General features: G+C 69.4%; 11 protein-coding genes. 7 read left to right on the top strand and 4 right to left on the bottom strand.

What is annotated here, in order from left to right:
- The first annotated feature begins 185 nt into the window (after positions 1-185).
- Genes ABZX12_RS30085 through ABZX12_RS30070 form a run of 4 tightly spaced genes read left to right on the top strand, consistent with a single transcriptional unit; the run spans position 186 to position 3,590 of the window.
- Complete coding sequence (locus ABZX12_RS30085) at positions 186-908, top strand: SDR family oxidoreductase (protein WP_355698614.1); 723 nt, start codon at positions 186-188, stop codon at positions 906-908.
- Positions 881-1,648 (top strand): FadR/GntR family transcriptional regulator, encoded by a 768-nt coding sequence (locus ABZX12_RS30080; RefSeq protein ID WP_355698612.1) that lies wholly within the window; start codon positions 881-883, stop codon positions 1,646-1,648. Before ABZX12_RS30085 ends, ABZX12_RS30080 begins: the two co-directional genes overlap by 28 nt.
- Complete coding sequence (dgoD, locus tag ABZX12_RS30075; RefSeq protein WP_355698610.1) at positions 1,645-2,790, top strand: galactonate dehydratase; 1,146 nt, start codon at positions 1,645-1,647, stop codon at positions 2,788-2,790. The genes ABZX12_RS30080 and dgoD overlap by 4 nt, the downstream gene beginning before the upstream one ends.
- On the top strand, positions 2,784-3,590 hold the full coding sequence (locus ABZX12_RS30070) for a hypothetical protein (RefSeq protein ID WP_355698608.1): 807 nt from the start codon (positions 2,784-2,786) through the stop codon (positions 3,588-3,590). The genes dgoD and ABZX12_RS30070 overlap by 7 nt, the downstream gene beginning before the upstream one ends.
- Before the next feature lie 2 nt (positions 3,591-3,592).
- Here the strand turns inward: ABZX12_RS30070 and ABZX12_RS30065 are convergent, their stop codons facing one another.
- On the bottom strand, positions 3,593-5,386 hold the full coding sequence (locus ABZX12_RS30065; protein WP_355698606.1) for a sialidase family protein: 1,794 nt from the start codon (positions 5,384-5,386) through the stop codon (positions 3,593-3,595).
- 127 nt (positions 5,387-5,513) lie between these two features.
- Here ABZX12_RS30065 and ABZX12_RS30060 point away from each other — a divergent pair, with 127 nt between their 5' ends.
- Positions 5,514-6,134: a bifunctional 4-hydroxy-2-oxoglutarate aldolase/2-dehydro-3-deoxy-phosphogluconate aldolase gene (locus ABZX12_RS30060; RefSeq protein ID WP_355698604.1), complete on the top strand. Its 621-nt coding sequence runs from the start codon at positions 5,514-5,516 to the stop codon at positions 6,132-6,134.
- 185 nt (positions 6,135-6,319) lie between these two features.
- Entirely contained in the window at positions 6,320-7,240 is a 921-nt protein-coding gene (locus ABZX12_RS30055; protein ID WP_355698603.1) for a sugar kinase, read from the top strand.
- 106 nt (positions 7,241-7,346) lie between these two features.
- Here ABZX12_RS30055 and ABZX12_RS30050 read toward each other — a convergent pair whose 3' ends face one another.
- The 3 genes from ABZX12_RS30050 to ABZX12_RS30040 all read right to left on the bottom strand — a co-directional run bounded on the left by ABZX12_RS30050 (position 7,347) and on the right by ABZX12_RS30040 (position 12,320).
- Positions 7,347-8,807, bottom strand: a complete 1,461-nt coding sequence (locus ABZX12_RS30050) for an ATP-binding protein (RefSeq protein ID WP_355698601.1) — start codon at positions 8,805-8,807, stop codon at positions 7,347-7,349.
- A complete protein-coding gene (locus ABZX12_RS30045; RefSeq protein WP_355698599.1) occupies positions 8,807-10,468 on the bottom strand; it encodes an FAD-dependent oxidoreductase in 1,662 nt (553 codons plus the stop codon). The genes ABZX12_RS30050 and ABZX12_RS30045 overlap by 1 nt, the downstream gene beginning before the upstream one ends.
- Before the next feature lie 103 nt (positions 10,469-10,571).
- The gene (locus tag ABZX12_RS30040; RefSeq protein ID WP_355698597.1) at positions 10,572-12,320 is read right to left on the bottom strand and encodes a glycoside hydrolase family 18 protein; all 1,749 of its coding nucleotides are present in this window, start codon (positions 12,318-12,320) and stop codon (positions 10,572-10,574) included.
- 92 nt (positions 12,321-12,412) lie between these two features.
- Here ABZX12_RS30040 and ABZX12_RS30035 point away from each other — a divergent pair, with 92 nt between their 5' ends.
- Complete coding sequence (locus tag ABZX12_RS30035; RefSeq protein WP_355698595.1) at positions 12,413-13,186, top strand: methyltransferase domain-containing protein; 774 nt, start codon at positions 12,413-12,415, stop codon at positions 13,184-13,186.
- Positions 13,187-13,192: the final 6 nt, after the last annotated feature.

Genomic DNA, 13,192 nt, shown 5'->3' with positions numbered 1-13,192 from the left:
CCAGTCGGGTGAGTGGTGTGTTGCGGACGATCTTGCGGCGGCGCATCGCAGGTGTCAATATTAATTCGTAAATTACGAGCAAATCGCTTGACGGGACCTTGGCGTCACGATCAACTGATGCCTCGTTCATCGTTGGAAGCGGCCTGCCTCCGTGCTTGGGTAGGAGCGGATCGAAGGAGGCGCTGGTGCGGCTGGCTGGGCGGGTGATCGTGGTGACCGGGGCCGCGTCGGGGATCGGCGCGGCCTGCGCCGAACGGGCGCTGACCGAGGGCGCGCAGGTGGTGCAGGTCGACGTACAACCCTGCAAGGACGTGCCCGGCAAGGCGATCAGCGTGATCGGCGACGTGTCGTCACCGGACACCTGGGCGGAGGTCAGGTCGCGCGGGCGCGACGAGCTCGGCCCGATCGACGGCTTCGTCAGCAACGCGGTCGTCGTCGACGTGAAGCCGGCCCACGAACTGCCGGCGCCGTCCTGGCAGCGGCAGCTCGACGTCAACCTGACCGCCGCGTTCCTCGGCTTCCAGGCCCTGTACGACGACCTCGTCGCGGGCGCGGGCTCCGTCGTACTGGTGTCGTCGGTGCACGCCCTGGCCGGCCTGCCCGGCCATCCGGCGTACGCCGCGACGAAGGGCGCGCTGGTCGCGCTCGGACGGCAACTCGCCGTCGAGTACGGCCGGTCGATCCGCGTGAACAGCGTGCTCCCGGGCCCGGTCGTCACCGCGATGTGGGACCGGGTCGACACCGAAGGGCGCGAGCGGAGCGCCCAGGCGACGGCACTCAAGCGGCTCGGGCAACCGGACGAGGTGGCCCAGGCGGTGGCGTTCCTGCTGTCGCACGAGGCGTCGTTCGTCACCGCGACCAGCCTGGTGGTCGACGGCGGATGGTCCGCTGTCAAGGACTCGGCGTGAGGGAGAGCAGGGTGACGGGGATTCAGCGTGGGGTACCGCGGGGACTGCACGGGCAGATCGTGGAAGTGATGGCGCAGCGCATCCTGTCCGGGCAGATCCCGGAGGGAGCGACCATCAACGTCACCGAACTGCAGTCCGACCTCGGCGTCAGCCTCACCGCGGTCCGTGAGGCCTTGAAGGTGCTCACCGCCAAAGGCCTGGTGGACGCCCGGCAGAAGCGCGGGACCTTCGTCCGGCCGCGCTCGGACTGGAACCTGCTCGACGCCGACATGATCCGCTGGCACTTCAGCGACGCGGACGCCCGGCCCGAGCTGCTCGAGGAACTGCACGAGGTGCGCGGCATCGTCGAGCCGGCCGCCGCCCGGCTGGCCGCGCTGCGCTCGGACGACACCCACCTCACCGCGCTCGACGAGGCACTGGCGGCGATGGAATCGGCGACCGACGACCTCGCGGCCGTGACCGCGGACCTCGCCTTCCACCGGGCGCTGCTCGCCGCGACCGGCAACGAGCTCTTGACCAAGATGGAAGTGATCATGGAGACCGGGCTCGCCGACCGCGACCGGCTGGTGCACAAGGTGAAGCCTTCGGACGACCCGGTGCCCAGCCACCGGCGGGTGGTGGACGCGGTCCGCGCCCACGACCCCGAGGGCGCCGAGCTCGCGATGCGGGAACTGCTCGCGAAGGCGGCCGAGGACCTCACCGAGGTCCGTGGTTCGACCCGTGGCCGGCGGCGCCGGTGAAGATCGAACGCATCGAGACGTTCCTCGTGCCGCCGCGCTGGCTGTTCTGCCGGATCGAGACCAGCGACGGCGTCGTCGGGTGGGGCGAACCGGTGGTCGAAGGACGCGCCGAGGTCGTCCGCGCCGCGATCGACGTCCTGGCCGAGTACCTGATCGGCAAGGACCCGCTGCAGATCGAGCGGCATTGGCAGGTGCTGACCAAGGGCGGGTTCTACCGCGGCGGCCCGGTGCTGAGCAGTGCGGTGGCCGGACTGGACCACGCGCTGTGGGACATCGCCGGCAAGGTGTACGGCGCGCCGGTCGCGGCGCTCCTCGGCGGGCGGGTCCGGGACCGGGTCCGCGTCTACGCGTGGGTCGGCGGGGACGAACCGTCCGCCATCGCCGAGTCGGTCGCCGAGCAGGTGGCGGCCGGGATGACGGCGGTCAAGATGAATGCCAGCGGGCAGATCCAGGCCTCCCCGTCCGTGGCCGAGGTCAACGACATCGTCACCCGGCTGGCCGCTGCCCGCTCGGTTCTCGGTGACTCCCGGGACGTCGCGATCGATCTGCACGGACGGGTCGGCGTGGCGGCAGCACGGCGGATCCTGCACGCGGTCGAGGACCTGCAGCCGATGTTCGTCGAGGAGCCGGTGCTTCCGGAGCAGATGGCGCATCTGGCCGAGGTCGTCACGACGTCGACGGTGCCGGTCGCCCTGGGAGAGCGGCTTTACCACCGGGCCGACTTCATGGCGCCGCTGAACGCCGGCGTCGCCGTCGTGCAACCCGACGTCTCGCACGCGGGCGGGATCTCCGAGCTGCGCCGCATCGCCGTCCTCGCGGATGCGCACGGGGCCCTGCTGGCGCCGCATTGCCCGCTCGGCCCGATCTCACTGGCGGCGTCCCTGCAGGTCTCGTTCGCGACCCCGAACTTCCTGATCCAGGAGCAGAGCCGGGGCATCCACTACAACGTGACCAGCGACCTCACGTCGTACGTCGTGGATCCGGCGCCGTTCACCTGGGTCAACGGCCACGCGGAGTGGAATCCCCTGCCCGGCTTGGGAATCACGGTCGACGAGGACGCCGTCCGCGCCGCGGACCGGATCGGTCACACGTGGCGCAACCCGGTGTGGACCCACGACGACGGATCGTTCGCCGAATGGTGACCGAGCAGGGCGCCGGCCGCCTGGTCACGGTCGACGCCCAGGACGGCGGCAGGTGGACCTCCCTGCACCTCGCGGGACGCGAGTGGCTGTGGGCAGGTCCGGGTCTGATCACCGGCTCCCGGGCCGGTCTGGCCACCTTCGTCGACGCCGGCGGGCTCGACGAATGCTTCCCGACCGTCCGCGGCGAACCTGATCACGGCGGCCTGTGGAACCAGCCGTGGGACGGGTCGGTGGTGTACGACGGCGCGATCCTGACCCGCACCATCACCTCCGGCACCGACACGGTCGCCGTCGAGTACCACCTCGAGGCGGCTCCGGGTTACCGGTTCATCTGGGCTGCTCACGCATTGCTCGACTGCGCCGAAGGCGCCGTCATCTCCGCAGTGCCCGGGACCGAGTGCAGGCTGTACCCCGAGTCCGCCGCTCTCCTTCCCTGGGCATGGCCGGTCGATGCGCCGTGGGTGACGGCCGTCTGGCCGACTCCTCTCGACCTCGACAGGTACGGCTCCACGGACGGCACCGCCGTCGGCGCCGTTCTGGTGGACTCCCCGACGGTCTCGGTCCAGGATCGCGGCGCCGAGCTCAGCCTGACCTTGAGTTGCCCGGGGCAACCAGTCTCCACCGCGCTGTGGCGCAACCAGGGCGGCTTCCCGGACGACGCGCCGTACCGGAGCCTCGGCGTCGAGCCGATGCTGGGCCGGGTGTTCGACCTGGCGACCGCGGGACCGGGCGACGCCGCGGTCGTTCCGGACAGTGGCGAACTGACCTGGCGGTTGACGATTTCCGCCAGGCCAGTGTGATGTCACCCCAGCGGCAGATCGAGTACGACGTCGGGCACGCTCGTGCTGTTGGCGGTTCGGACAGTGTTGAGTTCCGTCGCGGTGAGAGCGCGTTTGTAGATGCGGACCTCGTCCAGCGAGCCGTCGAAGTGGTGTGCTCCGTCGAGGCGCTGCCCGACGTACATCTGGAACGGAAGGCCGGGGCTGACCGAGCCGGTCGGCGCCGTGACACTCGCGGCCTGGGTGCCGTCGACCCAGATCGAGAGCGTGCCGGCCTTGCGCTGCAGAGCGACGTGGTGCCAGGCGTTGTCGTTGTAGGCCTTCGTCGTCTGTACGGCGGCCGTGGCGCCGCCGGTCGTGATCAGGCCGCGGATACGACTGTCCGCGGGCTCGGCGCGGAGCCAGAACTGGGAGAACTCGTTGATCCCGTAGGCCCAGAAGATCGCCTGGTTCGCCGTGCTCGCGCCGTACTTGATCCAGGCCATCGCGGTGAAGTCACCCGCGTTGGTCGCCAGCGACTCGGCGAACGGCAGCTGGATCGCGTCGTCGACACCGTCCAGATCTCGCGCTTGGCCGAACTTGCCGGTCACTGCCGTCGTCCCACCGCGCAGGTAGCTGGCGTTGCCGTAGCCCGAGACGTCCGGGGTGGTCGGGCCGAGGGGCGCGTCCGGGTGGCCGATGTCGTTCTCGGTGAAGCGCGCGAAGCGGATCTGGTCGCGTGCGTCGACCGAACCGCCTTCGTACAGCAGGCCGATCTCGCCGGTGTCGAGGATCGCCAGGTCCGAGTAGCCCGACCAGTCACCGGTGATTCGTGTCCCCTCGGCAACGGTCTGCCAGGTGTTGCCCTCGTCGAAGCTGGACCGGATCGTCAGGTACCGCCGGCGGTCCGGATCGGCCGGTGCGGCGAACAGGATGCGGTTGTACTTGTCGCCCCGGTCAACCGCTTTGAGGCGCTGCAGCGACCCTTGGACGACCGGCGTCGTCAGTCCGGCGATCGTGGCGAACGGCGCGGAAAACGTCTGGCCGCCGTCGTTGCTCACGGCGGCCATCCGGCTCGCGCCCGACGTGCCGGCGTTGTTGCGCGCACCGGCGTACACACCGCCGTCGACCTTCTCGACGACGCTGATCTCCTGCGGCGTGACGTCCGACCGCAGATCGGTCGCACCTTTGTGCCAGGTCACGCCGTGGTCGTCGCTGTACACGAGCTGGCCCGCGTTCTGCCCGGCGCCGTTGTCGTAGTTGGTGCCGGCGACGAGGCGGCCGGCGTGGGCGCCGCGGGTCAGCTGGATGCCATGCACGGGGCCGGTCGCGTACCAGCCCCAGGCCGGGTCGTCGATCTGGTCGCCGATGTTCCGCGCCGTACTCCACGTCTTCCCGTCGTCGTCACTGACCTGGACGTACGGCGTGCGCGGGCGGCTCGTCGTCCCGGGGTCCATCGTGCTCAGCAGCACGATCCGGCCGGTCTCGTAGTCGACGATCGGCGCCGGGTTGCCCCGCGTGGCGACCGCGTTCGGGTCGATGTCGGTGCCGGACAGGACGGTCTGCGTCGCCGACCAGGTGCGGCCGTCGTCCTCGGACCGGCGCATCACCAGGTCGATCTCCTGGGAGTCCGCGCACCACGCGCGGCGGGCCTCGGCGAACGCGAGCAGCGTCCCGGCCTTGGTCTTCACGATCGCGGGGATGCGGTAGCAGCCGTACCCGGCGTCCCCTTTGTCGAACAGCACGGTCTGAGTCACGGCGGCTTGGGCGGGGGGCGCTGCCGGGACGACGAGCGCGGCCAGAGCGAGCGCCGTCACGAGGGCTTTGAGCTTAGGCATGAGCGGATGCCTCCTGAAAGTAAACAACGGGGCGGTTGTTCACTTCGAAATTTAGCCACACATTCGGCGTCCACGCCAGACCTCATGGGACGTCCTATGTCCACGCTGATCACCTAGGTTGGAGAACATGGACCTGCTGGGAGAACTCCGGAGCCGGAAACTGCTTGCGATCGTCCGCGCCGACGGGGCGGAAACCGCGCTCGCCTGCGTCCAGACCCTCGTCGAGGCCGGCGTCACCGCCCTCGAGGTCTCGCTCACCACACCGGGCGGGGTCGAGGCGATCGCCCGGGCACGGTCGCAGTACGACCCGGACATCCTGATCGGCGCGGGCACGGTCGTCACCCCCGAGCAGGCCGACGAGGTCGCCGCCGCGCGGGCCGACTTCACCGTTACGCCGGCGATCACCCGCGGCGCGCACCGCTCCGTCGAGCTCGGCCTGCCGCTGCTGTGCGGCGCCCTGACCCCCACCGAGGTCGTCGCCGCGCTGGACCTCGGCGCCACCGCGGTCAAGATCTTCCCGGCCAAGGTGTACGGCCCCGGCTACTTCTCAGAGCTCCGGGCTCCCCTTCCCGACGCGCCCTTGATCGCGGTCGGCGGCGTGGACGCCCAGTCGGCCCCGAAGTACCTGGCCGCCGGGGCGCTCGCAGTCGGCGTCGGCTCCCCCCTGCTCGGCGACGCAGGCACCGGCGGCTCACTCTCGGAGCTGTCGATCCGCGCCAGCCGATTCCGTACCGAACTCAACATCTGACCCCACCCCGCCCCATTTGCCTGGTTGCCCAGCCAATTTGCCTGGTTGACCAGGGAGATGCTGGGTTCTGCACCCTGAATACCGGTGCACAACCCGGCATTTGGCTGGTGGACCAGGCAAATGTGACGGGTGCCGAAGCGGATCGGCCTTCGGGGATGTCGCGGAGTAGTGAACGGAGTAGTGGAATGACGAACTTGCTGACCATCGGCGAGACGATGGTCTCGGTGCGGACCGCGCGCCCGATGCGGCTCGGCGGGGACGCGCACCTGTCGATCGCCGGCTCCGAGAGCAACGTGGCGATCGGCGTCGCACGCCTCGGGCACGACGTCACCTGGCTCAGCGCCGTAGGCAACGACGAACCGGGCCGGCTGATCCAGCGCACCCTCCGCGCCGAGAACGTCCGCACCCGGATCCGGTTCTCCGACGAGGCGTTCACCGGCTTCATCGCCTTCGACCAGCCGTCGCACGACATCACCCGCGTCAGCTACCACCGCCGCGGCTCGGCTGCCTCCACACTGACCGCCGACGAGACCACGGCCGCCGTCGCCGAGCTGGCGCCGAGCCTCCTGCACGTCACCGGCATCACGCCGGCCCTGTCTTCCTCGGCGCGAGCCGCGACATTGGCCGCCGTACGCGCCACCAACGCAAGGGTCTCGCTGGACGTGAACTACCGCGCCCGGCTGTGGTCCCGCGCTTCAGCTGCCACCGCGCTGCGCGAACTCCTCCCCCACGTCCACACCGTCTTCGCGTCGGACGACGAACTCGACCTCCTCACGGACGCGGACGACCCGGTCGCCGACCTGCTGAACACCGTCGAAACCGTCGTCGTGACAGCCGGAGGCAAGGGCGCCTGGTCGCACACTGCCGACGGCACCATCCACGCTCCCGCGCTTCAGGTAACCGTCGTCGACAGCATCGGCGCCGGCGACGCCTTCGTCTCCGGCTACCTGTCGGCGACCCTCGACAACCTCACCCCTGAGCAGCGCCTCACCCGCGCCACCACGTCAGGCGCCTTCTGCGTCACGGCGTACGGCGACTGGGAATCCCTCCCCACCCGCGAAGACCTGACCCTGCTCACCCACTCTCAAGGCACCGCCCTCCGCTGACCCGCACCAGCCACGACCGGGGATCAGCCAGGCGGAGACCAGAACTGGCGGGCCGAGACAGGTAATAACACGTCCCACCCACCATTTCCTGTCTCCGGTTCGCGGCTCAGGACAGCAGTGCCGGGTCCGATTCGAGTTCGCGCTCGGGCTCCAGTGGGAGGACGATCTTGAAGACCGTGTGGCCCGGCTCGGACTCGACGCGCAGGTCGCCGTGGTGCTTCTTGACGACGATCCGCCAGGAGATGTCCAGGCCCAGGCCGGTGCCTTCGCCGATCGGTTTCGTGGTGAAGAACGGCTCGAAGATGCGGCGCCGGATCTCCTCCGGGATTCCCGGCCCGGTGTCGCCGATCTCGACGACCGCGTAGCCGCCGTCGCGGCGGGTGCGCAGCGTCAGTGTCCCGGATCCGCCCATCGCGCTCACCGCGTTGTCGATGATGTTGGTCCACACCTGGTTGAGCTCCGCGGCGTACGCCGGGATCGCGGGCAACTCGGGGTCGAAGTCCTTGACCACCTGGTAGCCCTGCAGCTTGCCCGACATCATCACCAGCGTCGACTTCAGCAGCTCGCGCAGATCGACGGTCTGGTACGGCGCGCGGTCGATCTGCGAGTACTGCTTGGCGGCGCCGACCAGCGTCGAGATCCGGGTGACGGAGTCGTCGATCTCGTTCATCAGCGACTCGGTGTCGATCGTGTACATCAACCAGCGCACCGCGCCCTCGAGGTACTTCGGCCCGACCACCTCGAGCACATTCTCCATCCACGGCACGTCCAGCCCGGCCGACGCGAGCACCGGCGCCACGTCCCAGCTCGCCTGGACGTCGTGGTCGTCGAGCCAGTCCGTCAGCGTGTCCTCGCGGTCGGACAACTCCATCGGCGGGATGTCCTTGTCCTTGGTCTTGTCCAGCCGCTCGACCGCGTCGTCCTGGAGCGCGACGATCTGGTGCAGCTTGGTCGCGTCGAGGGTGCCGTCGGCAAGCATCGCGAGCTTCGACCGCATCCCGGACACGCGCTGCCGCAGCGTCGCCGCGGCCCGGACCGCCGCGGCGGCCGGGTTGTTCAGCTCGTGCGTCAGGCCGGCCGACAGCGAGCCGAGGGCGAGCAGCCGCTCCCGCTCGCCGAGCGTCTCGTTGGTCCGCCGCATGCCCATCACGAAGCCCTCGATGAGGTGCACCGCCATCGGGAACCAGGTGTTCATCATCGTCGCCATGGTCTCGGCGCTGATGACGTAGAACTCCGACGGCTCGGTGACCAGCATCGTCGCCGTGTACGACTTGTGGTCGGCGGCACCGAAGAACGCGTTGAACGCACCGGCGTATACGCCCCGCTGCCGGGTGCGGTTGATCTCCACCAGCTCGCCGTGCGACCGCTTGCACAGCCGCAGCTCGCCCGAGAGCAGCACGTAGCAACAGGTCGCCTCGTCGCCCTCGTTGAACACGACCCCGTCGTGCACGTCCTCGACATGCCCGGCGTCGGACAGCCACTGGAGCTGCTCGTCGTCGAGGCTCTCGAAGAGGAACAGCGTGCGCAGCTCGTCGGGCGTCAGCCGCTTCACCGCTTGGTCGGTCATCAGAGCATCTCCAGGTATCGGTGCACCAGTGTCACGGCCATCGCCCCGTCGCCGACGGCCGAGGCGACGCGCTTCACCGACTCGGCCCGCACGTCACCCGCAGCGAACACGCCGGGCATGCTCGTCTCCAGGTGGTACGGCTCCCGCTCCAGCGGCCAGCCCGGCGGTCTGCCGGGCAGGTCCGGTCCGGTGAGCACGAATCCTCGGTCGTCGCGGAGCAGGTCACCGGGCAGCCAGTCCGTCCGCGGCGCCGCGCCGATGAACACGAACATCCATTCCGTGTCCACCTCGCGCTTCTCCCCGGTCTCGCTGTTCAGCAAGGTGAGGTGTTCCAGGTGCTCCGAGCCCATACAGGAAACGACCTGCGTGCAGGTGTGCACCTCGATGTTGTCGATCTGGTCGATCTGGTCGATCAGGTACGACGACATCGTCGCGGTGAGCGATGGTCCTCGTACCAGCATATGCACACGCTTGGCATGCCTGGAGAAATAGACCGCGGCCTGACCCGCGGAGTTCGCCCCGCCGATGATGTACACCTCGGCGCCGGCGCAGGCCGGACCCTCGGTGGTCGCCGAGCCGTAGTAGATGCCGCGGCCGCACAGGTCGTCGACGCCGGGGGCCTGGAGCGTCCGGTACGAGACGCCGGTCGCCAGGATCACCGAGTGCGCCGAGATCTCGCTCCCGTCGGCGAACCGCAACCGGCGCGCGTTGCCGAGCGTCTCCAGCCCCACGACCTGGCGGGTCGTCAGCAGCTCGGCGCCGAACCGGACCGCCTGCCGCCGGGCCCGGTCGGTCAGCTGCGCACCGGACACCCCGTCGGGGAAGCCGAGGTAGTTCTCGATACGGCTCGACTGGCCGGCCTGACCACCGGTCGCCAGCTGCTCGACCAGCACGGTCCGCAGGCCCTCGCTGGCGCCGTACACCGCCGCACCGAGCCCGGCGGGGCCGCCGCCGACCACGACGAGGTCGTAGAAGTCCTTCGCCGGAGCTGTCGACAGACCGACCTTCTGGGCCAGCTCGGCCTCCGACGGCGCGACCATGACCGTGGCGTCGGGCGTGATCACGACCGGCAGCGTCGTCCCATCGACGTCGGCCGCGTCGAGCAGCCGCTTGGCCTCGTCGTCGTCGACGTTCAGCCAGCGGTAGGGCACGGCGTTGCGGGCGAGGAAGTCGCGGGCCGCGAACGACGGCGCCGACCAGCGGTGCCCGATCACCCGGGTCTCGTCGCCGGACGGCTCCGGGGTCGACCGCCACAGCTCGAGCATCGCGTCGACCACCGGGTAGAGCTTCTCCTCCGGCGGGTTCCACGGCTTCAGCAGGTAGTGGTCGAGGTCGACCACGTTGATCGCCTGGATCGCGGCGTCGGTGTCGGCGTACGCCGTCAGCAGCACGCGCCGGGCGAGCGGGAACAGGTCCATCGCGGCCTCGAGGAACTCGATGCCGGACATCTGGGGCATCCGGTAGTCGGCCAGCAGCAGGGCCACGGGCTCACCCCGGAGCTTCAGCTCCTTCAGCGCGTCGAGCGCCTGCGCCGGGTTCTCCGCCCGGACGATGCGGTTCTCCTCGCCGTACCGACGGCGGAGGTCACGGGCGATCGACCGGGAAACGCCGGGATCGTCGTCCACGGTGAGGATCACCGAGCGGGTCGTTGACGCTGTCATGCCTCCTTCATACCAGCGGAACCCCACAAACAGGGATCGGTAATCCACAGGCCCTCGTCCGGTTCGCGAGGGGCTGATTCGCGAACCGGACGAGAGGGGCGGCCTACGGCAGGGCGTCGAGGTACGGCGCGTGGCTGTTCCGGAACTCCCAGTCGTAGTAGTGGTCCCAGTTGATCGACCACGTCATCAGCCCGCGGAACCCTGGCGAAGGACCGCCGCGGAGGCTGTAGCCGCCGCAGCTCTGGCCCTTCACCAAGCAGTCGAGCGCCGTGTGCACGGCTGCCGGGGCGGTGTAGCCGTTGCCCGCGCTGACCGCTGCCGGGAGCCCGAAACCGATCTGGTCGTCGCGCAGCCCGGGGAACGTCTGGCCGGTGTTCGCCACCGGGAAGCCCGCCTTGACCATGTCGGTCATCGCGATGTGGAAGTCGGCGCCGCCCATGGTGTGGTACTGGTTGTCCAGCCCCATCACGGGACCGGAGTTGTAGTCCTGGACGTGCAGCACGGTCAGCGAATCCCGCAGCGCGTGGATGACGGGCAGGTACGACCCGGTCCGGTTGTCGCCGCCGCTGGAGCCGCCGTAGAACTGGTAGCCGACCTGGACGAAGAACGTCTCCGGCGCCATCGTCAGCACGAAGGCCGCGCCGTACTTCGCCTTCAGCGTCTTCAGCGCCGAGATCAGGTTCACGATCACCGGAGTGGTCGGGTTGCGGAAGTCGGTGTCGCCGGCGTTCAGGGAGAGCGAGTGCCCCTCGAAGTCGATGTCGAGCCCGTCCAGGCCCCAGCGGTCGATGATCGCGCTGACCGAACTGACGAACGCGTCCCGGGCCGCGGTGGTGGTCAGTTGGACCTGCCCGTTGGCCCCGCCGATGGAGATCAGCACCTTCTTACCGGCGGCCTGCTTGGCCTTGATGGCTGCTGCGAAGTCCGCGTCGCTCTCCACGTTCGGGCACTCGCCGGCCGGACACCTGTTGAACCGGATGTCACCTGACGTCACACTCGTGGGCTCACCGAAGGCCAGGTTGACGATGTCCCACTCGTCCGGCACGTCGGCCATACGTACGTACCCGGACCCGTTGGCGAAGCTCGCATGCAGGTAGCCGATGAGCGCATGCTTCGCCAGCCCGGTGCTCGTACAGCCGGCCGTCCTGCCGGTCACAGCTGCCGACTTGGCCGACTCACCGGCGCTGTTGTACGCCGTCACCGCGTAGGAGTGACTGCTGCATGTCTGGAGTCCACTGACGGTGGCTGTGGTTCCGGTGCTGGTCTGCACGACTGACGCGCCTTCGTAGACGCGGTAGCCAGTAACAGCGCCCGTGGCATCCGGCCAACTCAGCGAGATAGACGAGGTCGTCGTGCTGGTGACCGTCGGCGTCCCAGGGCTGCTCGGTGCACCCGGCGTACCACCCGGACCGTCCAGGGCGAAGTCGTCAGCCTGGTACGCCGGCTGGCCGTACCAGCCATGCACATAGATCTGTGCGGACGTCTGACTCGCCCCCGTGGTGAACGACAGGCTCAGCTGGGTGTAGCTAGCTGCCGACGGTGTCCAGGTGGACGAGCCGCCCGTGACGCCCAGGTAGACGTACGAGCCACGCACCCAGGCCGACAGCGTGTACGCCGTGTTCGGCTGCACCGCCACGGTCTGGCTGCACTGGGCATAGTCGGAGCTGGTCACGGCACCGTTCAGAGCATGCGTGCCGCTGCGCACCGGCGTACCGACGACAGAACCACCGGAGCAGGACCAGCCGTCCAGCGTGCCGGTCTCGAAGCCGGGGTTGGCCAGAATGTTCGCGGCCTGCGCCGGAACGACAATGCCGGCCAGCAGGACGCCGAAAACCACCGCAAGCCATCGCATAGTCATTTAGTAGAGATGCTCCATAACTCCCGGTCAATGCATCACCGCGGCGGATATCCGACGCTGTCGGGAACCGGCCTAGGGTGGACGCCGTGAGCGACTTCGACTGGGGCAAGGGCAGCTACGAGCCGACTGCGGCGGATCTGCTGCCCGCGGCCCGGGAGCTGGTCGCGGCGGCGAACATTCAGCCCGGCGAGCACGTCGTCGACGTCGGCGCCGGCACCGGCAACGTCGCCCTGCTCGCGGCCGACCTCGGGGCCCGCGTCACCGCCGTCGAGCCGGCCGCCCGCCTCCGAGAAGTCATCGCCGAAACCGCCCTCGACCGCGACCTCACGGTCGTCGACGGCACGGCCGAGTCGATCCCGCTGGCGGACGCGTCGGCCGACGTGATCCTGTCCAACTTCGCCGTCATCTTCACCCCCGACCCTGCCGCGGCCTTCACCGAATTGGCCCGGGTCGCAAAGCCGACCGCCCGAATCCTCCTGACCACCTGGCAGCCAGGCGTCCTGAGCCAACTCGTCGGCGTCATCCTGGCCGCCCTCCGCGAAATCACCGGCCGCAACGTCGGCCCCCAGTTCACGTGGCACGACCCGAACGCCCTCGCCGGCCTCCTCACCCCGCACGGCTTCGAGCTCTCCGGCAAAACCCTCGCCCTGGACGTCGTAGCCCCATCCGCCGAGGCCTACTGGGAAACCCGCATCGCCACCCACCCACTCGGCATCGCCACCCTCCCCCTCCTCGAACAAGCCGGCCGCCTCGAAGAGGTCCGCAACCGCGTCCTGACAACAATCGAGGAGGACTGGACCATCCCCACCGGCGAAGTCCGCCTCAAGGCGCACTACCTGCTGGCAACCGCGGTGCGCTGACTGGCA

The sequence above is a fragment of the Kribbella sp. NPDC003505 genome (genome assembly GCF_040610875.1).
Classification (GTDB): Bacteria; Actinomycetota; Actinomycetes; order Propionibacteriales; family Kribbellaceae; genus Kribbella.
Note: the sequence above shows the minus strand (reverse complement) of the source record. Positions and strands in the feature narration are given on the sequence as shown.